At 63.2% G+C, this 21,204-nt stretch carries 18 protein-coding genes; 4 read left to right on the top strand and 14 right to left on the bottom strand.

Going from position 1 to position 21,204, the window contains the following annotated elements:
* The first annotated feature begins 14 nt into the window (after positions 1–14).
* Complete coding sequence (locus MESCI_RS01935; protein WP_013528257.1) at positions 15–524, top strand: hypothetical protein; 510 nt, start codon at positions 15–17, stop codon at positions 522–524.
* Here the strand turns inward: MESCI_RS01935 and MESCI_RS01930 are convergent.
* The 14 genes from MESCI_RS01930 to puuE form a co-directional block, all read right to left on the bottom strand.
* A complete protein-coding gene (locus MESCI_RS01930; protein ID WP_013528256.1) occupies positions 521–1,957 on the bottom strand; it encodes a S8 family serine peptidase in 1,437 nt (478 codons plus the stop codon). The two genes, MESCI_RS01935 and MESCI_RS01930, sit on opposite strands and share 4 nt — an antisense overlap.
* A complete protein-coding gene (locus MESCI_RS01925; RefSeq protein ID WP_013528255.1) occupies positions 1,947–2,615 on the bottom strand; it encodes a hypothetical protein in 669 nt (222 codons plus the stop codon). The genes MESCI_RS01930 and MESCI_RS01925 overlap by 11 nt, the downstream gene beginning before the upstream one ends.
* Positions 2,612–3,178: a sigma-70 family RNA polymerase sigma factor gene (locus tag MESCI_RS01920; RefSeq protein WP_013528254.1), complete on the bottom strand. Its 567-nt coding sequence runs from the start codon at positions 3,176–3,178 to the stop codon at positions 2,612–2,614. Before MESCI_RS01920 ends, MESCI_RS01925 begins: the two co-directional genes overlap by 4 nt.
* A 170-nt stretch (positions 3,179–3,348) precedes the next feature.
* Positions 3,349–4,188: an alkaline phosphatase family protein gene (locus tag MESCI_RS01915; protein WP_013528253.1), complete on the bottom strand. Its 840-nt coding sequence runs from the start codon at positions 4,186–4,188 to the stop codon at positions 3,349–3,351.
* A gap of 97 nt (positions 4,189–4,285) precedes the next feature.
* Positions 4,286–5,875, bottom strand: a complete 1,590-nt coding sequence (locus tag MESCI_RS01910; protein WP_013528252.1) for an ABC transporter substrate-binding protein — start codon at positions 5,873–5,875, stop codon at positions 4,286–4,288.
* A 185-nt stretch (positions 5,876–6,060) separates the two neighbouring features.
* Entirely contained in the window at positions 6,061–7,731 is a 1,671-nt protein-coding gene (locus tag MESCI_RS01905) for an ABC transporter ATP-binding protein (protein WP_013528251.1), read from the bottom strand.
* Positions 7,731–8,555, bottom strand: coding sequence for an ABC transporter permease (locus MESCI_RS01900; protein ID WP_013528250.1), 825 nt, complete (start codon positions 8,553–8,555; stop codon positions 7,731–7,733). Before MESCI_RS01900 ends, MESCI_RS01905 begins: the two co-directional genes overlap by 1 nt.
* A 9-nt stretch (positions 8,556–8,564) precedes the next feature.
* Entirely contained in the window at positions 8,565–9,524 is a 960-nt protein-coding gene (locus MESCI_RS01895) for an ABC transporter permease (protein WP_013528249.1), read from the bottom strand.
* 16 nt (positions 9,525–9,540) lie between these two features.
* A complete protein-coding gene (locus tag MESCI_RS01890; protein WP_013528248.1) occupies positions 9,541–11,127 on the bottom strand; it encodes an ABC transporter substrate-binding protein in 1,587 nt (528 codons plus the stop codon).
* A 154-nt stretch (positions 11,128–11,281) separates the two neighbouring features.
* Positions 11,282–13,267: a CocE/NonD family hydrolase gene (locus tag MESCI_RS01885; RefSeq protein WP_013528247.1), complete on the bottom strand. Its 1,986-nt coding sequence runs from the start codon at positions 13,265–13,267 to the stop codon at positions 11,282–11,284.
* 82 nt (positions 13,268–13,349) lie between these two features.
* Complete coding sequence (locus MESCI_RS01880; RefSeq protein WP_013528246.1) at positions 13,350–13,943, bottom strand: nucleoside deaminase; 594 nt, start codon at positions 13,941–13,943, stop codon at positions 13,350–13,352.
* Entirely contained in the window at positions 13,940–14,446 is a 507-nt protein-coding gene (locus MESCI_RS01875; RefSeq protein ID WP_013528245.1) for an ureidoglycolate lyase, read from the bottom strand. The genes MESCI_RS01880 and MESCI_RS01875 overlap by 4 nt, the downstream gene beginning before the upstream one ends.
* Positions 14,443–15,306, bottom strand: a complete 864-nt coding sequence (locus MESCI_RS01870; protein ID WP_013528244.1) for a bifunctional allantoicase/(S)-ureidoglycine aminohydrolase — start codon at positions 15,304–15,306, stop codon at positions 14,443–14,445. The genes MESCI_RS01875 and MESCI_RS01870 overlap by 4 nt, the downstream gene beginning before the upstream one ends.
* Before the next feature lie 10 nt (positions 15,307–15,316).
* Positions 15,317–16,735 (bottom strand): allantoinase PuuE, encoded by a 1,419-nt coding sequence (gene puuE, locus MESCI_RS01865; RefSeq protein WP_013528243.1) that lies wholly within the window; start codon positions 16,733–16,735, stop codon positions 15,317–15,319.
* 203 nt (positions 16,736–16,938) lie between these two features.
* Here puuE and uraH point away from each other — a divergent pair, with 203 nt between their 5' ends.
* The 3 genes from uraH to xdhB are packed head-to-tail and all read left to right on the top strand — an operon-like array spanning position 16,939 to position 21,152.
* Positions 16,939–17,313, top strand: coding sequence for a hydroxyisourate hydrolase (uraH, locus tag MESCI_RS01860; protein ID WP_013528242.1), 375 nt, complete (start codon positions 16,939–16,941; stop codon positions 17,311–17,313).
* A gap of 3 nt (positions 17,314–17,316) precedes the next feature.
* Complete coding sequence (gene xdhA, locus MESCI_RS01855; protein ID WP_013528241.1) at positions 17,317–18,798, top strand: xanthine dehydrogenase small subunit; 1,482 nt, start codon at positions 17,317–17,319, stop codon at positions 18,796–18,798.
* A complete protein-coding gene (gene xdhB / locus MESCI_RS01850; protein ID WP_013528240.1) occupies positions 18,798–21,152 on the top strand; it encodes a xanthine dehydrogenase molybdopterin binding subunit in 2,355 nt (784 codons plus the stop codon). Before xdhA ends, xdhB begins: the two co-directional genes overlap by 1 nt.
* Positions 21,153–21,204 lie beyond the last annotated feature (52 nt).

Genomic DNA, 21,204 nt, shown 5'->3' with positions numbered 1-21,204 from the left:
CCGAGGGAGGCCAGATGTCCACCGAAGTCCTATTCCAAATCCATCTTGTTCTGGGCTATGTCGCGTGGCTGCTTTGCTTCGCTACATACGGTTTGCCGTGGCTCAGGTCGATGGACCGGGTCGCGGCGCAGCGCGCTGTTGCCGCTCTGCACAGCTTCCGCTTCTTCGGGCTGGTCTTCCTCGTTCCGGGTGTCGTCAGCCCCGATTTGCCTGCCGGCTTTGCCGTGTTTGCTGCCTACGGCGACCTTGCAACAGGAGTGCTGGCCATGCTGGCGCTGCTCACGGTGAGGATACCTCAGCTCTTCTGGGCGCTCGTCGTCGCCTTCAATCTGGTCGGGACGGTCGACCTCATCGTGGACTATTACCACGCCATCCAGGTCGGCCTCCCCCAGCGTGCGGGCGAACTGGGCGCCACCTACGCGATCCCGATCATCTACGTGCCGCTGCTGATGATCACGCACATCGTCGCGTTCTATTTTCTGGTGCGTCCTCCGCAAGCCGCGGCTTGGACTGTCGCAGACTAGTCCTTTGCCGCCGCCGCCTTGATGTCCAGCAGGCCGTAGCCGAAATCATTGTCGCGTCCCTTGGGGCCGAGATCCCTGGCCGTTGCCGCGAGCGCCTTTTCGATGTCGTCGGCCGAGCGATCGGGCGCGGCATGGATGAGATTGGCGATGGCGCCGCTCACGATCGCCGCGGCAAACGAGGTGCCTGTGACCACATCCGAGCCGGCGCCGCTCGGCGCCACCATCTCGACGCCGGGTGCCGAGATGAAGACATAGGCGCCGCGATTGGCCTGCGGCATCAGCCCGTCCTTGGCATCGGTGGCGGTCACCGCGATGACACTATCGAAGGCGGCCGGATAGCCATAGGGCGCCTTCGGCCCGTTGTTACCGGCTGCGGCGACCAGCACCATGCCGAGCGCGCGGGCATTGCGGCAGGCGACGCCGAGCAAATCGTTCTTCGGCCCGACAAAGCTCATATTGATGATGCGCACGTCCTGTTCCGCCGCCCAGTCGAGCGCCGACAGGATGACGTCCATGGTCGACTTGCCGCCCTCGAAGGCGCGGGCGTGATAGATTTTTGCGCCCGGTGCCATGCCTTCCAGCGCGCCGACGCCGGCGATCAGCCCGTCGATCGACGTGCCGTGATCGCGCTTTTCGATCGGCACGTCGGGCATGGCGTCGAACTGCCCGGCAATGACGCCCGAGAGCGCCGGGTTGGTGTCGTCGATGCCGGTGTCGATCACCGCGATGCGGACGTTTTCTCCGCTGGCCTGCTTGGAATCGAGTGCAATGCGGTCGAACGCATAGTTGACGATGCCGGCGGCCTGCTGCAGCGAATAGACGTGATTGGGCTCGCGCCGCTGGGTGCGGCCGTCGGCGGCCAGTTGCGCCAGCACGACGCCGACGGGCCGGCCGTCGGGAATGCCGAAGCGCACCAGTGTGGTGCCAAGCAGCCGCGACTGGCGCTGCGAGCGCACCTGCAGGCCGAAGGAGGCGGCGATCTGCTGGACAGCGCCGGCATCGCCGTCGACGGTCACCAGCACCTCGTCGGGCACGAAATCGCCAACCACCGCGCGCCGCGGCTGAACGGCAATGAGATCGGTCGGCGAGACGATCGGGCCACCGGGCGGGGGGCCGGCTTGAGTATCGGCCGGCGGCGTCGCCGGTTCGGGCCGTGGCGTCGGCACAGGGGTCGGGGGCGCCGCCGGGTTGGGAAACAGGTCGACGATCAGGGCCGGCAGGAACACCGCGCCGGATTGCGCCGCATCCGATCCGCCCTCTGTGTCGCTGCCATCCTTGGCGCAGTCGGCGCCTGCCGCATTGGACCCGTCGCGGCAGTCGATTTTCGTCTGGTCGGGATTGGGATCTTTGGTCTGCGCCGACGCGGGCACGGCGACGATTGTCATCGCCGCCGCAAGCATTGCCGCAAATCGAATGACCGCCTCAGCCGCCATCAAGCGGTTTCCTTCCCTCGATCACAGTCTCCGTGAAAGCCTGGGCGGCAACAAGGCCGATTTGCCTGGTGTAGTCGGCTGCGTTGGCAGCAGGGATGCCGAGCCGGAACACGCCGTCGGCGGTCGGTCCGCCGACGATCTTCAGCCCGTTGCTGCCGAGGAAGGCGGAAATGTCCGACATCTTCGCATCCGGCTTGAACTTGACCAGGGCGTACGGCATTTTCGCCAGATCGTCTTGCGCGCCGGCAATCTCGAAATCATTGCCCTTTCCGCCGGGTTCGACAAACGACTGCACCATGACCAGCGCCAGCAGAACCGCGGCTGCCGCCCAGGCGACGCCGACCGGCACCGCCATGAAGCGGCCCCAGGCCTGCGCCAGCCAGGACGATCCTGCCGGCTTGCGCGCAGGCCCGGCCTCGGCGTCGAGTGCCTTGGCAAAGCGGCTGAGCGCATCGGCCGGCGGCCGGATTGCTTCGTTGGCGGCCGTGGCGCCGGAGAATTCGGCTTCAGCTTCGCCAAGGGCGGCAAGTGCGGCCGGATCGCTGGCCAGCCATTCCTCGACCGCTTCCAGGTCGGAACCTTCCAGCGAGCCGTTCAGGTAGAACGGCAGCAGCGTTTCCATTTCGTCGCGGCGCGACATCTTTTCAGCGGCGCTCATGGCCACCCCCTATCGTAACCGGCGGCCTTGAGAGCCTCGCCGAGTTTCTTGCGGGCGTAGAACATCCGGGTCTTGACGGTGGCGACCGGAATGTCGAGCACCTCGCTGATCTCGCTCACCGACTGCCCGTGATAATAGGCAAGATCGATGACGGCGCGATGCTCTTCCGGCAAGGCGTCGACGAAGCGCCGCAGGGCGGCCGCCTTGTCTTCCTTCATGGTGACGACTTCCGGTGTGTCGGCGCCGTCGGGCACTGCGGCGGCGGCCTCGTCGTCGATCCAGTCTTCCTTTTTCTTGCGCAGAAAGGACAGCGCCTTGAAACGGGCAATGCCGAGCAGCCATGTCGAGACTTCGGAACGCCCTTCGAAGCCGGGCGCCTGACGCCACAGCTCGAGGAAGACTTCGTTGGCGATATCGTCGGCCATCATTTCCGATCCCGTCTGGCGCGCCACGAAGCGGTAGACCCGCGCGTGGTGACGCATGAACAGGAGCCGCACGGCGGCTCGGTCGCCCTTCGCGACCCGGTCGACAAGCGCGCGATCGGTCTCCGTCGCTGCCGTCATGGCCGGTCGAGCCGCCTGGCTCCTGTCTGCTCTGTCGCTGATCGGCCCAAAAAGGTTCATCCTCCGCCAAGGAATTTTGCGGAGGCTAACCGAAGAGCACGGAGGTTGCCAGAGGTGCGCCTCTTCCTTCTCCCACAAGGGCAGAAGGGAAGAGCTTCGCGGACCGCTTCTCACTCCAAGAAAGACTTCGCCTTCATCGTTGCGGGCACGGGAACGCCCAGTCGGCTCAGCACCGTCGGCGCCAGCTGCAGCTGGTCGAGTAGTGTGTCCGTATCCGGCCCTTTGCCTAGTCCAAAATAATACAGCGCGAAATCCTGCATCTCGTCGTCATGGCCGCCGTGATGGCCACGATCGGTCTGGCCGTGATCGGCGGTGACGATCACCTCATAGCCGGCTTCGATCCAGCGCGGCAGGAAGGCGGCCAGCATGCCGTCCATCGCATAGACGGCATGGTCCATCTCGTGGCAGTCGTGGCCGAAGCGGTGTCCCATCGAATCCAGCGTGCAGGTGTGCAGGATGCCGTAGTCGATGCCATGGCGTTTCGTCAGCATGGTCAGCGTCGCGAACAGGTCGACATCGCTCGGCGTCATCTGGTTGCGGAGATTGTAACCGGTCATGGTGTGGAAGCGGCCATGCGTGATCGGCCCGCCTGGCTCGTCGAATTCCATGCCCTCCACCAGGTTGAACGGGTAGGCGCGGAAGAATTCCGACCAGTAGGAATGGGTCACCGCCCCCGTCTTGCCGCCTGCCTTGCTGACCTCGGAGAAGATATCGGGCTGCTCGACGCGGAAACGGTTCTCATTGGAGAGAATCCCGTGCACCTGCGGCGAAACCCCGGTGTGGATCGAGGCATAGCAGCAGGCCGAGGTCGACGGCAGCACCGAGCGCATCTTCCAGACGCGCGCCTCGCCCGATTGCACCCAGCCTTCGAGATTGCCCATCAGCCGGCGCCAGTTCCGGTAAGGCACGCCATCGAGGATGATCAGCAGAAGCTTGGATTTGAGCGCCACGGGCTGCTCCATGCGGTTGGCGGTTGAAACGGGAACGCCGTGTGCCGTCCCGGGCACACGGCGTTCTGATAGATGAAATCGGCCGATCAGGGTCCGCTCAAGCGTTGAGCCAGCACTCGGCAAGCGCGTAGCCGTCCATCATTTCGCCGATAGGGCTCTTGGCATAGCCGCCGATCTTGTTGGTGGCGGCCGCGTCGATGAACTGGTTGAAGAAGGGCACGATCAGCCCGCCTTCGTCACGCATCATCACTGCCATATCGTGGTAGATCGCCTGGCGCTTGGCCTGGTCGAGCTCGCCGCGCGCGGTAAACAGCATCTTGTCGAATTCCGGCCGCTTGAAGCGCGTGTCGTTCCAGTCGGCTGTCGAGACATAGCCGGTGGAATACATCTGGTCCTGCGTGGCGCGTCCGCCCCAGTAGGAGAGCGAGAAGGGCTGCTTGTTCCAGACTTCCGACCAGTAGCCGTCGCCGGGTTCGCGCTTGATCTCGATCTTGATGCCGGCTTTGGCGCAGGACTGCTGATAGAGCTGTGCGGCATCGACGGCGCCCGGGAAGGCGACGTCCGAGGTGCGCAGCACGATCGAGCCGCTGTGGCCTGATTTCTTGTAGGCTGCCGCCGCCTTGTCCGGATCGAACTTGCGCTGTTCGATATCGGCGGAAAACAGCGGATAGGCCTCGTTGATCGGGAAGTCGTTACCCACCGAGCCATAGCCGCGCAGGATCTTTTCCAGCATCTCGTCGCGGTCCATGGCTAGCTTCAGCGCCATGCGCAGATCATTGCTGTCGAAAGGTGCGGTGTCGCAGAACATGTTGAACGGATAGTAGCCCTTGCCCGAGACGTTCTCGATGGAAACGCCCGCGATGCGCTTGACCAGATCGACGACCTTGGGTTCGACGCGGTTGATCATTTGCACCTGGCCGCCTTGCAAGGCTGCAAGCCGTGCGGTCGCATCATTGATGACGATGATCTCGACCTGGTCGGCATGGCCGGCCTTGTCGCCAAGCCAGTAATTGGCGAAACGCTCGCCGCCATGGCGCACGCCTGGCTGGTTGACGCTAACCTTGTAGGGTCCGGCGCTGATGCCGGCATTCGGATCGTCCTTGCCGCCATTCGGCTGGATGACGAGATGGTAGTCGGCCATCAGATAAGGGAAGTCGGCATCGGCGTCGCCGAGCGTGACGATGACTTCCTTGCCGCTCGCCTTGACGCCCTTGATGTTCTTGAGGATGCCGAGTGCTCCGGACTTGGACTTCTCGTCCGCATGGCGCTCGATGGTGGCGGCAACGTCCTCCGCGCCGACCGTCTTGCCATTGTGGAACTCGATGCCATCGCGGATCTTGATCGTCCATGTCTTGGCGTCGGCTGAGGCGCCAATCTCTTCGGCAATCAGGTTGACCAGCTTGTTGTCCGGTGTGAGGCGCACAAGATACTCGCCCCAAAGCTTGCCGAAGCTGAAGGTTACCTGGCTGAGATTCAGCGCCGGATCGAGGCTGTTGGTGGATTCCCCGCCCTGCAGGCCAGCCTTGATGATACCGCCCTTCACCGCCGTCTGGGCAAATGCCTTGCCGGCCAGCGCCGGCATCATGGCCGCCGATACGCCGAGCGCGGCGGCGCGCCCAAGAAAGGCACGGCGCGATATCCGGCCGTGACCGGCGAGTTCGGCGAGATAATCGAGTTCAGTTTTCATGTCCTACCCCTGTTTAAAAGTCGTGCGAGCGGCGCTCGTCCCGAAGGACGTGTGGCGCTCTAGTGTTGCATCCGGATGACGGTCGCTGACGCCCCTATGTGGCAGCTTGGTCTGACACAATTTCCAGGGGAAGCGCCTGTCTTTTTCTTCCGGCAGTATTGGTTCCCAGTTTTCCCGGAATTGCTTTAGTTCCCCGCGCTGGCCATGCGCCGTCCCTTGATTGCCTTTTCCAGCCAGCCGATTTCCATCTCTGGAACCGAGGAGAGCAGCAGGTCGGTGTAGGCGTCGAAGGGCGGGCTCAGCACCTTGCCCTTGGGGCCGTAACGCACCACCTCGCCGCGATACATAACCGCGATTGAATCGGCGATCGACTTCACCGTGGCAAGGTCATGCGTGATGAACAGATAGGCGACGTTCTCTTCCTTCTGCAACTCCAGCAGCAGCTCGAGGATGCCGTGTGCCACCAGCGGATCGAGCGCCGAGGTCACCTCGTCGCAGATGATCAGCTTCGGCTTGGCGGCAAGCGACCGGGCGATGCAGACACGCTGTTTCTGGCCGCCGGAAAGCTCGGCCGGGTAGCGGTCGGAAAATCCCTTGCCCATCTCGATCTTGTCGAGCAGTTCGGCAACGCGTCTGTCGCGCTCACGGCCGCGCATGCCGAAATAAAACTCCAGCGGCCGGCCGATGATGGTGCCGACGGTCTGACGCGGGTTCATCGCCACATCGGCCATCTGGTAGATCATCTGCAACTGGCGCAGATCCTCCTTCGGCCGGTCGGCCAGCCTGTTGGCCAGCGCGCGTCCGTCGAAGGTGACGGTACCCTGTTCGGGTGGCAAAAGTCCCGTGATGGCGCGCGCCAGCGTCGACTTGCCGGAGCCGGACTCGCCGACCACGGCCAGCGTCTGGCCCGGATAGATGTCGACGGATACGTCCTTCAGCACCTTGATATGGCTGCGGCCATAGGCGGCGGTGACGTTCTTCACCGACAGGAACGGCGACGTGCCGGGCTTCTGCTCCTGGTGTTCGATCTCATGCACCGAGACCAGCGCGTTGGTGTATTCCTGGCGCGGCTCCTTGATGATCTGCCTTGTGCCGCCCCATTCGACCAGCCTTCCATGGCGCAGCACCATGATCTCGTCGGAGACCTGGGCGACGACGGCAAGGTCGTGCGTGATGTAGAGCGCAGCGACATGGGTGTCGCGGATGGCGTCCTTGATCGCCGCCAGCACGTCGATCTGCGTCGTCACGTCGAGCGCCGTGGTCGGCTCGTCGAAGACGATCAGGTCCGGCTCGGAGCACAGGGCCATCGCCGTCATCACACGCTGCAACTGGCCGCCCGAAACCTGGTGCGGAAAACGCTCGCCGATGGTTTCAGGGTTCGGCAGGCTGAGCTTCTTGAACAGCGCAACCGCGCGCTTCTCGGCCTCGGCGCGTGTCGCGGTGCCGTGCAGCAGGGTGGCTTCCACCACCTGGTCCATCAGTCTGTGCGCCGGGTTGAAGGCCGCTGCCGCCGACTGCGCGACATAGCAGACCTCGCGGCCGCGTAATTTGCGGAAGCCGTCCTTGCCGCCCTTGAGGATGTCGCGGCCGTTCAGGATCACCTCGCCGCCTGTGATGCGCACGCCGCCGCGGCCGTAGCCCATAGACGACAGGCCGATAGTCGACTTGCCGGCGCCGGATTCGCCGATCAGGCCGAGCACCTTGCCCTTCTCGAGCGTCAGTGAGACATCGTGCACCAGCACGATGTCCTTCGGCGGTTCGCCGGGCGGGAAGACGGTAGCCTCGATGCGCAGATTGCGGATGTCGAGCAGCAGGCCTGACTTCGGTTGCCCGAGCTTCGCTTTGGTGTCGGCCATCACCCGCGTCCTCCCTTGAGGCTTGTCGTCCGGTTGAGCACCCAGTCGGCAACCAGGTTGACGGAAATCGCCAGCAGCGCGATCGCCCCCGCTGGGATGAGTGCGGCCGCGATGCCGAACACGATGCCGTCTTTGTTTTCCTTAACCATGCCGCCCCAGTCGGCGTCCGGTGGCTGCACGCCAAGGCCGAGGAACGACAGCGTCGACAGGAACAGCACCGCGTAGATGAAGCGCAGACCGAGTTCGGAAACCAGCGGCGACAATGCGTTGGGGAGGATCTCGCGGAAGATGATCCAGCCGCTGCCTTCACCGCGCAGTTTCGCCGCTTCGACATAGTCCATGACGTTGATGTCGACGGCGACCGCGCGCGACAGGCGATAGACGCGGGTCGAATCCAGAATGCCCATCACCAGGATCAGCGTCACCAGATTGGTCGGCAGCACCGACAGCACGACGAGACCCATGATCAGTGTCGGGATCGACATCAAGAGATCGACGAGGCGCGACAGCAGCGTGTCGAACCAGCCGCCGAAGACGGCCGCCGAGAAGCCGAGAATGGCGCCGAGCGAGAACGACAGCGCGGTGGCCAGCACCGCGATGAACAAAGTGATGCGGGCGCCGTAGATCATGCGCGAAAGCAGGTCTCGGCCGAGATTGTCGGTGCCCAGCAAATGGGCAGCCGACATCGGTTCCCAGACGTCGCCGACGATTTCGCCATTGCCGTGCGGCGCGATCCAGGGGGCGAAGACCGCCGCAAGCACGAACAATGCCGTCAGCACGATGCCGATCAGCGCGGGGATGGGGATGCGTTTGATATCGAGCATATCCGCCCCCTATTTCGGATGTCTGAGACGCGGATTGGCGACGATCGCCGCTATGTCCGCAATGATGTTCAGGCTGATATAGACGGCGGCGAAGATCAGGCCGACCGCCTGCACCACCGGCACGTCTCGCTTGGTGACGTGGTCGACCAGATACTGTCCCATGCCCGGATAGACGAAGATCACCTCGACCACGACGACGCCGACGATCAAGTAGGCGAGGTTGAGCATGACGACATTGATGATCGGCGCGATGGCATTGGGGAAGGCGTGCTTGCGGATGACGTTGAAGGCCGACAGGCCCTTCAGTTCCGCCGTCTCGACATAGGCCGACTGCATGACATTGAGGATCGCCGCGCGTGTCATGCGCATCATGTGGGCGAGCACGACCAGCGTCAGCGCCGTCGCCGGCAAGGCGATCGCCTGCATCCGTTCGCCAAAAGGCATGCCGTCATAGACGGTCGAAATGCCGGGGAATATCTGCCATTTCACGGCGAAGAAATAGACCAGCACATAGCCGATGAAGAATTCGGGAAACGAGGTCGAGGCCAGCGCCAGCCCGGAGATCAGCTTGTCGACCCAGCCATTGCGGTAGCGCACCGCGATCAGGCCGAGGATGATCGCCAGCGGCACGGCGACGATCGCCGCCCAGAAGGCGAGGAACAGCGTGTTCCACAGCCGTCCCTTGATCGACGTGGCGATGTCCTGCCCGCTCGACATGGCCGTGCCGAGATCGCCGGTCAGCACGCCGCCCAGCCAATGAAAATACCTGAGATAGGCTGGCTGGTTGAGTCCGAGCTGCTCGCGCAGATTGGCAAGCGACTCCGGCGTCGCCGACTGTCCGAGAATGGCTTGCGCGACGTCGCCGGGCAGGATCTGGGTGCCGGCGAAGATCAGGACCGAAACGGCCAACAAGAGCAGAATGCCCAGCGCAACGCGCTGGGCCACCAGTTTCAAGATGGGTGAGGACATATCCGCAAGGCCAAGCTCAGGCTTCGAGCCAGCACTTCGCCAGCGCGTACCCGTTCATCAGCTCCTGATGCGGATCGTCGACCCAGCCGCCGACCTTGGCGCCGGTAGCGTCGATGAACTGGTTGAACATCGGCAGGATCAGGCCGCCCTCGTCTCGTACCAGGACAGCCATGTCATGATACATCTGCTTGCGCTTGGTCTCGTCGAGCTCGGCGCGCGCCGCCAGCACCATCTTGTCGAAGTCAGGACGCTTGAAACGCGTGTCGTTCCAGTCGGCGGTCGACAGATAAGCGGTGGAGTACATCTGGTCCTGGGTCGAGCGGCCGCCCCAGTAGGACGCGCAGAAGGGCTGCTTGTTCCAGACCTCGTTCCAATAGCCGTCGCCGGGCTCACGCTTCAGCTCGATCTGAATGCCGGCCTTGGCCGCGCTCTGCTGGAACAACTGCGATGCATCGACGGCGCCCGGGAAAGCGACGTCCGAGGTCCGCAGCAGGACCGCGCCGTCGTGGCCGGACTTCTTGAAGTGGAACTTGGCCTTGTCGGGATCGTACTTGCGCTGCTCGATCTCGGTAAACAGCGGATAGGACGCATTGATCGGGAAGTCGTTGCCGAGCGAACCGTAGCCGCGCAGGATCTTGTCCAGCATTTCCTCGCGGTCGATGGCCAGCTTCAGTGCCATGCGCAAATCGGCGTTGTCGAACGGCGCCGTGTTGCAATGCATGATGAACACGTAGTGGCCAGGACCCGCGTGGTTGCGGATGGTGACGCCCGGCAGGCGCTTGATCAGGTCGACGATCTTCGGCTCGACGCGGTTGATCACGTTGACCTGGCCGCCCTGCAGGGCGGCCGTGCGCGCCGTCGCATCGTTGATGACGATGATCTCGATCTGGTCGGCATGGCCCATCTTGTCGCCCTGCCAGTAATTGGCGAAACGCTCGCCGCCATGGCGCACACCGGGCTCATTGGTCGTCACCTTGTAAGGACCGGCCGAGATGCCTGCGTCAGCCTTGTCCTTGCCGCCATTTGGTTGGACGATCAGGTGATAGTCGCTGAGCAAATAGGGCAGATCGGCATTGGCCTCCTTCAGCGTCAGCACGACTTCCTTGCCGCTGGCCTTGATGGTCTCGATACCTTTCATGTAGCCGAGCGCGCCGGATTTCGACTTCTCGTCGGAATGGCGCTCAAGTGTGGCGGCCACGTCCTCGGCGGTCACTGTCTTGCCGTTGTGGAATTCGACGCCGTCGCGGATCTTCAGCGTCCACACCTTGGCGTCGTCCGACGAGCCGATCTCCTCGGCGATGCGGTTCTCGAGCTTGCCTTCCGGCGAAAGCTCGACAATCAATTCGCCCCACATCTTGCCGAAGGCGAACGGCACCTGAGTCATGAACAGTGCCGGATCAAGGCTGTTGGTGGATTCGCCGCCGACAAGTCCGGCCTTCAGTGTGCCGCCCTTGACCGGGCCTGCCGCGCGTGCAGCGCTTGAAAGCAGCGAGTTGGCGAAGGGCGCGGAGATACCGAGCGCCGCCGCCCGGCCGAGAAAATCACGACGGCTCAGTTTGCCCGACGCGACACGCCGGCTAAGAAATTCCAGTTCGTTCGACATTTTGAGTTCCTCACTCTGTTGGTTCGACTCTGCGGTCGTTTTTCTTGTTTCTTGTGAGGAGAATAATGACCGCAAGGGAAAGCGGTAAGCAAGACCGAATGCGACATGCCGTGGCGTAAATCGTACGTCGCAATTGGACCAATGAAATCGGCATTCAAAGAAGCGCGCGCGGCACCTTCTCCTCGAAATTGCGCTCGAAGACGAGGTTTTCGTCCTCATAGGCCTCGATTCTGGCGCTGACGATGAAGTTTTGCCCGTCCGATCGCATTTCGGCTGTCGTTTCGGTGCGTACTGCCCATCCGTTTCGCGACAGGGTCTGCGTCCAGTGCGTCTTCCCCGAGGCCGACAGCGGATCGTCGGGATGGATGGTCCAGGTCTCGCGGGCGATGCTGCCATTGGCGAGGCCATGGGCGAGATCACGCACCTCGCCGAAATCGTCAACAATGGAAAGCGTCACCATTCCGGTCTTCTCATCACGATCGACATGGCGCTCTGAATTGGCGGCGCGGATCGTCTCTGTTGCCCAGGGGGTGGCACCTTCCGGCTCGGCGAACGTTACTTCGTCGCCTGTCGCCAGCGGCCGCAGCGGCAAATTGAGCGTCGCCGTCGACAAGGTGAGCTGGACCGGCTCCGGCGACGGCCAGATGGCAGGCCAATAGGCGTTCGAAACGGCAACACGCAGCCGGTGGCCGGCCGGCACACGATAGGCGCATTGATCGAGCACGACGCGCACCGAGACGGTTTCGCCCGGCACCAGCGCCTCGGGGAATTCGTGCGAATTGCGGTGCGTCAGATTGAGCACGCCATAGGAGATCAACTCCGAGGCGCCGTCGGGATGCACATCGCAAAGCCGGACCGCGATGTTGGCCTGCGGACGATCAGAGGACAGCCGCAGCTCGACCTCCGGCGCTCCGACGATGTCGATCGGCTCGCTGAGTTCCGGCTGGTCGAAACACACCGACAGCGCATCGTCGGGGCGCTGGTCGCCGGGCAGTTCGGGACCGAAGGTGAAGGGAAAATACTCGCCGCCGGCCAGGCCGCAGCTTTGCGGAGAGGCGATGATGGCGGGTTTTTCCGTTGAGGAGATCAGATCGAGCGTTTGCATCTTGATGGTTGGCGAGGGCCATTCCTGCTCCGCCACCCAACGGCCGGGACGCTCGGGGTGCCAGCGCGCCGGACGCACGCTGTCCATGACATAGGCGCGGTAGGCCGGGTCGGCCTCGACGCCGGTGTCGACACCCTTCAGCCAGCGGTCCCACCAGCGCAAGGCCTCCTGCAGGAAGCCGATGGCAGGCTTGGGCCCGGCGTAGTGCGGGTATTTGTGGATCCATGGCCCGACGATGCCCTTGACCGGGGCTTGGATGTTGGTCGCCAGATGCGAGACGGTGTTGCGGTAGCCGTCATGCCAGCCGCCGATCGACAGCACGGCGGCTTTGACGGCGGAAAAATCCTCGCAGATCGAGCCGCGCTTCCAGTAGGCATCACGGTGCTGGTGTTTCAGCCACAGCGGCGCCAGGAAGGATTGGTTCTCCAGCCGGGTCAGCCACAGATCGCGCCACCGGTTGTCGCCGGCCAAAAGCGGATCCGGCGGCCGCGACGAGTAGGACAGCATGGTCGAGGCCCAGCCGAAATTCTCGATCAGCAGGCAGCCGCCCTTGTAGTGGATGTCGTCGGCATAGCGGTCGACGGTCGAGCACAGGCTGATCACCGCTTTCAGCGCCGGCGGCCGCTTGGCCGCCACCTGCAGGCAGTTGAAGCCGCCCCAGGAAATGCCCATCATGCCGACATTGCCGTTGCACCAGGGCTGGCTTGCCGCCCAGGCGATGACGTCGCAGGCGTCCTGCAATTCCTGCTCGGAATATTCGTCGTCCATCAGCCCTTCGGAATCGCCATTGCCGCGCATGTCGACGCGGATCGAGGCATAGCCGTGGCCGGCGAAATAAGGATGCGTCAGCTGATCGCGAAAGATGGTGCCGTCGCGCTTGCGGTAGGGCAGATGCTCTAGGATGACAGGCACCGGATCGTCGCCCGCATCCTCCGGCATCCACACCCGCGCCGACAGGCGGCAGCCATCCGGCATGACGATGCCCATGTCCGGGAATTCGACGATTTTGCGGGCAAATTCGGTGACGGTTTTCATGGCATGCTCCAGGATCGCCAGATGATGGAGCCTGCCGTGCCGCGTCGTGGGCCAGCCAACGAATTCGGCTGGTCAATCCGCGTCAGTTCAGCGGGATATCGTTATCGTCCTTGTTCGCCTGATAGATGTTGGACAATTCATCGTAGCGCGCCGAAATCGCGCCGATACGGGTCTCCAGCCGTCGCCGCTCTGCCTCGGGCAACGCTCGCACCAGCCTGCGGATAGAAAAGCTCTTCCAGTAGGCATTCTCGGCATTGTAGCCGCCGGGATCGAGGGTGAAGACCTCTTTCAGGATCTTCAGGTCGTGCGGGATGGCGAAGCTGTCGCGCGAATCCTCGTGGCTGAACAGATAGTAGAAATTATCGAAGCCGGTCCAGGTGATCGCCGACAGGCACAGCGAGCAGGGTTCGTGCGTGGCGATGAAGATGGCGTCTTTCGTATCGACGCGCTCAGCCCTGGGCATTTCGTAGAAACGCTTCAGGCAGTGGACCTCGCCATGCCAGAGCGGGTTTTCCATCTCGTTGTTGGTTTCAGCCAGCACCAGCGAACGGTCGTCCTTGCGCAGGATCGCCGCGCCGAACAGCTTGTTGCCATAGGTAACGCCGTCGGCCGTCTTCGGCACGATGTCGTGCTCGATCACATCGAGCAGGCGGTCGATCAGTGAAATATCGGTCACAGGAGGCTCTCGTTGGGCAAGTGGATCTCGTAGGCGTGCGAGAAATGGAACTCTTCGAGATTGGAGCCATCGCCGCCACGGTCGACGATCAGGAAGTCCTGAGCCTCGCCGAGCGGCGTCAGCACGCCATGCCAGAGATTGCGCCGGTAATTGATGCCTTGTCCGGGTGCGGTGATGAAGGCATGCGGCTCGCCCGGCCCCTGCTCCCCGTCATGGCAGACGACGACCAGGAAGGGGCGCGGCGAGAGCGGGATGAAGGCCTGGCTGCCGAAGGGATGGCGCTCGACCATGCTCAATTTCAGGGGCAATTCGTAGGGCGTGCCGCGCACCATCGAGATCAGCACTCGGGCGTTCGGACCGGTTGCTTCGGCGGTAGCCAGATCATGATAGCGCTCGGCCCTGCCGCCATTGATCGGGTAGTGGTTGTCGCCGCCCATGTCGATGACATCGCCGAAGGGGGCAAAGCCCTCGCGGGTCAGCGGCCGCGCGACGATACGGGTCACAGCGCGCGCCTTGCGATGCCGGCGCCGCCGAGCTTGGCGTGCCGGTTGACATCCTTGTAGAGCAGATAGCGGAATTTACCCGGGCCACCGGCATAGCAGGCCTGCGGGCAGAAGGCGCGCAGCCACATATAGTCGCCGGCCTCGACCTCGACCCAGTCCTGGTTGAGGCGGTAGACGGCCTTACCCTCCAGCACATAGAGACCGTGCTCCATGACATGGGTCTCGGCGAAGGGAATGACCGCGCCGGGTTCCAGCGTGACAATGGTCATGTGCATGTCGTGGCGCAAATCTGCCGGATCGACGAACCGCGTCGTCGCCCAGCGGCCTTCGGTGCCGGGCATCGGCGTTGGCGCGATCTCCTGCTCATTGGTGAAGAAGGCTTCCGGCACATCGAGACCGTCGACCACCTCGTAAGCCTTGCGAATCCAGTGGAAGCGCACGGCGGCCCTGCTTTCGTTGCGAACCGTCCAGCCGCTGGCCGGCGGCAGGAAGGCAAAGCCGCCGGGCCGCAACACATGCGTCTTGCCGGCAAGCAGAACCGTCAGTTCGCCTTCGACCACGAACAGAGCGCCTTCGGCGTCGGCATCGGGTTCCGGCCGATCGCTGCCGCCGCCGGGCGCGACCTCGACAATGTATTGCGAGAACGTCTCGGCAAAACCCGATAGCGGTCGCGACAAGATCCAGACGCGGGTTTCGTCCCAGAACGGCAACGCACTGGTGACGATGTCCTGCATCACACCCCGGGGAATGACGGCATAGGCCTCGGTGAAGACGGCGCGGCCGGTCAGAAGCTCGTTCTGGCCGGAATGACCGCCATGTGGCGCGTAATAGGTTCGCTCGGGCATCCTGATCGTATCCATGGTTTCAAACCTATTGCGGAAGCATGTCCTTGAGGCGGAGCAGCGCGATGCGCTCGACCTGTTTGCAGGCGGTCTCGAATTCGACGCCGCGGCTGTTGCCGATGCGCGCCTCGAACTCCGCCAGGATTTCCTGCTTCGTCTTGCCCTTCACCGCGATGATGAAAGGGAAGCCGAAGGTGGTGACGTAGGCGGCGTTGAGCTTGGAAAACAGTTCGCGCTCCTTGTCGGTCAGCGCGTCGAGGCCGGCCGAGGCCTGTTCCCTGGTCGATTCCGCCGTCAGCCGTTTGGCCTTGGCCAGCTTGCCGGCAAGGTCGGGATGGGCGTTGAGCACCGAAAGCCGCTCGGTTTCGCTGGCGGAGCGGAAGATACGGCAAAGCGCATTGTGCAGGCCGCCCGAAGTGTCATGCGCCGGGCCTAGTTCCAGTTCGTAGGCGCGTTCGGCGATCCAGGGCGAATGCTCGAACACGCCGCCGAAAGTGTGGACGAAGGTCTCGAATTCCATCTTCGATGGACGGAGTGCCGCCGGTTGATAAGGATTGACCTCTTGCCAGTGCTTGGCGATGTCGATGCGCCTCGCCAGCCAGACCTTGTCGTGCGACTTCACATAGTCGACGAAGCGCTTCAGCGCCGCCACCCGGCCCGGCCGCCCGACGAGGCGGCAGTGCAGGCCAATGTTCATCATGCGTGGCCGGCCGGCCTTGCCCTCGGCATAGAGCGTATCGAAGCTGTCCTTCAAATAGGCAAAGAACTGGTCGCCCGAGTTAAAACCTTGCGGCGTGGCGAACCGCATGTCGTTGGCGTCGAGCGTATAGGGGATGATGAGCTGCGCGCCGCCCTCATGCTCGAACCAGTACGGCAGCTCGTCGTCATAGGTGTCCGACACATAGTCGAAGCCGCCTTCTTCCGCCACAATCCGCACCGTGTTGATCGATGTGCGACCCGTATACCAGCCGGTCGGGCGCGCGCCGGTCACTTCGTAGTGCAGCTTGATCGCCGCCTCGAGGTCGCGGCGCTCATCCTCGGCGCTGTGGTCGCGGTAGTCGATCCATCTTAAGCCGTGCGAAGCGATCTCCCAGCCGGCGTCCTGCATGGCCGCTACCTGATCCGGCGAACGGGCGAGCGCTGTGGCGACGCCGTAGCAGGTGATCGGCACTTGCGACTCGGTGAACAGCCGGAGCAGCCGCCAGAAGCCGGCGCGGGCGCCGTATTCGTAGATGGATTCCATGTTCCAGTGGCGTTGACCCACCCAGGGTGCCGCGCCGACGATTTCCGACAGGAAGGCTTCGGACGCCTTGTCGCCATGCAACACGCAGTTTTCGCCACCTTCCTCGTAATTGACGACGAACTGCACGGCGACATGTGCACCGCCAGGCCATTTCGGGTCCGGCGGATTGGCTCCGTAGCCACGCATGTCTCTGCTGTAACGCATCGTCCCTCCCGCCGGGCACGGCCCGAAGTATGATCAGAATATCGAAAGGGTGCTTCTCGCATTCCCCCGAAAATTTTTGAAAGTGTTTTTGTCGCACTCCGCTCGACCGGGACTTATGCATCGCCTTTAATTGGCGCACAATTCACTGTTGATACTTGACCGTACCGGGCCAATTCGCTCGTACCGGAAATGGGAGGCGGCCAATGGCAGAAACGTCGAAAGCCGACGGCGGGCGTCTGACGACCCATGTCCTCGACACGGCGACCGGCAAGCCGGCGGCGGGACTGTCGATCGCGCTCTATCACCTCGAGGGCAAGGCGCGGACACATCTGAAGACCGTTCTCACCAATGCCGACGGCCGTTGCGACAAGCCGCTGCTCGCCGGCGCGGAATTCCGCACCGGCGAATACGAACTGGTCTTCGCCGCCGGCGACTATTTGCGCCAGCAGGGGTTGAGCCTGCCGAAACCCGCCTTTCTCGATGTGATACCGATCCGCTTCGGCATGGCCGAGCCGGTGCATTATCATGTGCCACTGCTGGTCTCGCCCTACGGTTACTCGACCTACAGGGGGAGCTGAGGCATGACCAAAATTAGCATCCGCAACGAAATCCGCTTCATTCTCAATGGCAGGGATGTGGCGCTTTCGTCGGTGGCACCCGACGCGACCTTGCTCGACTGGCTGCGGCTCGACCGTTCGCTGCGCGGCACCAAGGAAGGGTGTGCCGAGGGAGACTGCGGTGCCTGCACCGTGCTGGTCGGCAAGCTGTCGGAGGGCGGCTTGGTCTATGAAAGCGTCAATGCCTGCATCCGCTTCCTCGGCTCGCTCGACGGCACCCATGTCGTGACGGTCGAGCATCTGCGCGGTTCACCCGGCCAGTTGCATCCGGTGCAGCAGGCGATGGTCGATTTCCACGGCTCGCAATGCGGCTTCTGCACGCCCGGCTTCGTCATGTCGCTCTATGGCTTGTGGATGAAGTCGCCTGATCCCTCGAACGCGGATGTCGAAAAGGCTTTGCAAGGCAATCTCTGCCGCTGCACCGGCTACGAGGCCATCATGCGCGCCGCGCATGCCATCTCCAGCTACGGCAAGGCCGCAAAGGACCCGCTGGCCACGGAACGCAAGGCGATCACCGCAAGGCTCGAGGCCATGCGTGACGGCGCCCGGGTCGAGATCGGAACCGGCAAGGCGCGGCTGGTCGTGCCGGCCGATGTCGACGATTTCGCCGCCGTGCTGGACAAGGAACCCGGCGCTACCATCGTGGCCGGCTCGACCGATGTCGGCCTGTGGGTGACCAAGCACATGCGCGATATTTCACCGGCCATTTTCATCGGCGATCTCGACGGGCTTTGCACCATCTCGGAAGACAAGGGCGTCATTTCGATCGGCGCCGGCGTCACCTACACTGACGCCTTCGCGACATTGGCGAAGCGCATCCCGGCGTTGGGGCCATTGTTCGATCGCATCGGCGGCGAACAGGTGCGCAACATGGGCACCATCGGCGGTAACATCGCCAACGGCTCGCCGATCGGAGATACGCCACCGCCTTTGATCGCGCTTGGCGCAAGTCTCACCTTGCGCAAGGGCAAGAAGCAGCGGACGATCCCGTTGGAAACCTTCTTCATCGCCTACGGCAAACAGGATCGGCAGCCGGGTGAATTCGTCGAGGCCGTGCATGTGCCGGTGCCGGCCAAGGAAACGAAGTTTGCCGTCTACAAGATCACCAAGCGTCGCGACGAGGACATTACCGCGGCCCTTGGCGCGTTTTTCCTGGATCTGGCCAAGGACGGAACGGTGGCCGACATTTGCATCGCCTATGGCGGCATGGCAGCGACACCTAAACGGGCCCTCGGTGTCGAGCAGGCCCTGCTCGGCAAACCCTGGACGGAGGCCACGGTCGAGGCGGCCATGGCCGAATACGCCAATGATTTCACGCCGCTGACCGATATGCGGGCAAGCGCCGAATATCGGGCGCTGGCGGCAAAGAACCTGCTGCTGCGCTTTTTTGCCGAGAGCAGCGGCACCAGAGAGCCGGTCCAGGTTTCAAGGCACGAGGCGGCATGATGAACAAGCACGCTGCCCCCAACCTCAAGGCTGAAAAGATCGCTGGCGGCGTCGCCACCGATCAGCGCCACGATTCCGCGCACAAACATGTCAGCGGCGCCGCCGTCTACATCGACGACATGCCGGAACCATCAGGCACGCTGCATGGCTGCCTAGGGCTTTCCGGTGCCACGCATGCCACCATCACCAGCATGGATCTCTCGGCGGTGCGTACAGCGCCCGGCGTTGTCGACGTGCTGACGGCCAGTGACGTGCCGGGCGAAAACGACATTTCGCCGACCGGTCGCCACGACGAGCCGGTGCTTGCCGACGGCAAGGTGCAATTCTACGGCCAGGCTATCTTCTGCGTTATTGCGCAAACTCGCGAGCAGGCGCGCCGCGCCACAAGATTGGCAAAGGTCGAATACAAGGAATTGCCTTTCGTCACCGACATCGGCGCGCTCGATCCGAAGAAGGACAAGCTCGTCACGCCGCCTCTCACCCTGAAGCGCGGCGATGCCGCTACGGCGATCCGTCAGGCGCCGCGCCGGCTAAAGGGAAAAATGCGCATCGGCGGCCAGGAACACTTCTACCTCGAAGGCCATATCGCCATGGCCGTTCCTGGCGAGGATCAGGACGTCACCATCTATTCCTCGACCCAGCATCCAAGCGAAGTCCAGCACATGGTCAGCCACGTACTCGGCGTGCCGAGCAATGCCGTCACGGTGGAAATCCGCCGCATGGGAGGCGGCTTCGGCGGCAAGGAAACGCAGGGAAATCAGTTTGCCGCATTGGCCGCGATCGCCGCGAAGAAGCACCACCGCGCCGTGAAGATCCGGCCCGACCGCGACGACGACATGATCGCCACCGGAAAGCGTCATGATTTCCTCGTCGATTACGAGGTCGGCTTCGATGACGAGGGCAACATCCTCGGCGTCGATTTCATGTTCGCGGCGCGCTGCGGTTTTTCGTCGGATCTGTCCGGCCCGGTAACCGATCGCGCGCTGTTCCACTGCGACAACACTTATTTCTGGCCGGCGGTGCATGCGCAGTCGGCGCCGCTCTACACCAACACCGTGTCGAACACCGCCTTTCGGGGGTTCGGCGGCCCGCAAGGCATGGTCGGCGCCGAGCGCGTCATCGACGAGGTGGCCTTTGCCGTCGGCAAGGATCCGCTCGAAATCCGCAAGAAGAATTTCTACGGCACCAGTAGCGAGGGGGGCCGCAACATCACGCCCTACCACCAGACGGTCGAGGATAACATCATCCAGCGCATCGTCGCCGAGCTGGAGCAAAGCGCGAGCTATGCGCGGCGGCGGCGTGAAATATCGGCCTTCAATGCCAACAGCCGTTTCATCAAGCGGGGCCTCGCTCTGACGCCGGTCAAGTTCGGCATCTCGTTCACCGCCACGCATTACAATCAAGCCGGCGCGCTGGTGCATGTCTACACCGACGGTTCGGTGCATCTGAACCATGGCGGAACCGAGATGGGGCAGGGCCTCTACGTCAAGGTGGCGCAGGTGGTGGCGGAAGAGTTCCAGATCGATCTCGACCAGGTGAAGATCACCGCGACAACGACCGGCAAGGTGCCGAACACTTCGGCTACGGCAGCGTCGTCCGGCTCCGACCTCAACGGCATGGCGGCGCAGAATGGCGCGCGCCAGATCAAGGATCGGCTGACCGATTTCGCCGCCGAAAAATATCAGGTGCCGCGTGATCAGGTGCTGTTCCTGCCCAACCGTGTGCGTATCGGCAACCAGGAAATCGCCTTCGCCGACCTCGTCAAGCAGGCCTATATGGCCCGCATCCAGCTGTCGGCGGCTGGTTTCTACAAGACGCCGAAAATCCACTGGAACCGCGACAAGGGCGAGGGCCGCCCCTTCTATTATTTCGCCTATGGCGCCTCGTGCTCGGAAGTCTCGGTCGACACGCTGACCGGCGAATACATGGTCGAGCGTACCGATATTCTCCATGACTGTGGCCGCTCGCTGAACCGGGCGATCGATATCGGCCAGATCGAGGGCGGCTTCATCCAGGGCATGGGCTGGCTGACGACGGAAGAACTGTGGTGGGACGCCAAGGGCCGGCTGCGCACGCATGCGCCGTCGACCTACAAGATCCCGCTCGCCTCCGACCGGCCGAAGATCTTCAACGTCACCTTGGCCGACTGGCCGGAAGCCGGCGAGCCAACCATCCACCGCTCCAAGGCGGTCGGCGAGCCGCCGTTCCCGCTCGGCATGTCGGTGCTGCATGCGCTATCGGACGCGGTGGCCAGTGTCGCCGACAACAGGATCTGCCCGCGCCTCGATGCTCCGGCGACCCCGGAGCGGGTTCTGATGGCGATCGAGCGGCTGAAGAAGGAGGCTGGCGCCTGAATCCGGCCCCAGGGTCGGCAATGCGTGCAATCCGGGCCGAAAAAACCTATAT

The organism is Mesorhizobium ciceri biovar biserrulae WSM1271 (genome assembly GCF_000185905.1).
Lineage (GTDB): Bacteria > Pseudomonadota > Alphaproteobacteria > Rhizobiales > Rhizobiaceae > Mesorhizobium > Mesorhizobium ciceri.
This window is presented reverse-complemented; position numbering and strand designations above follow the sequence as displayed.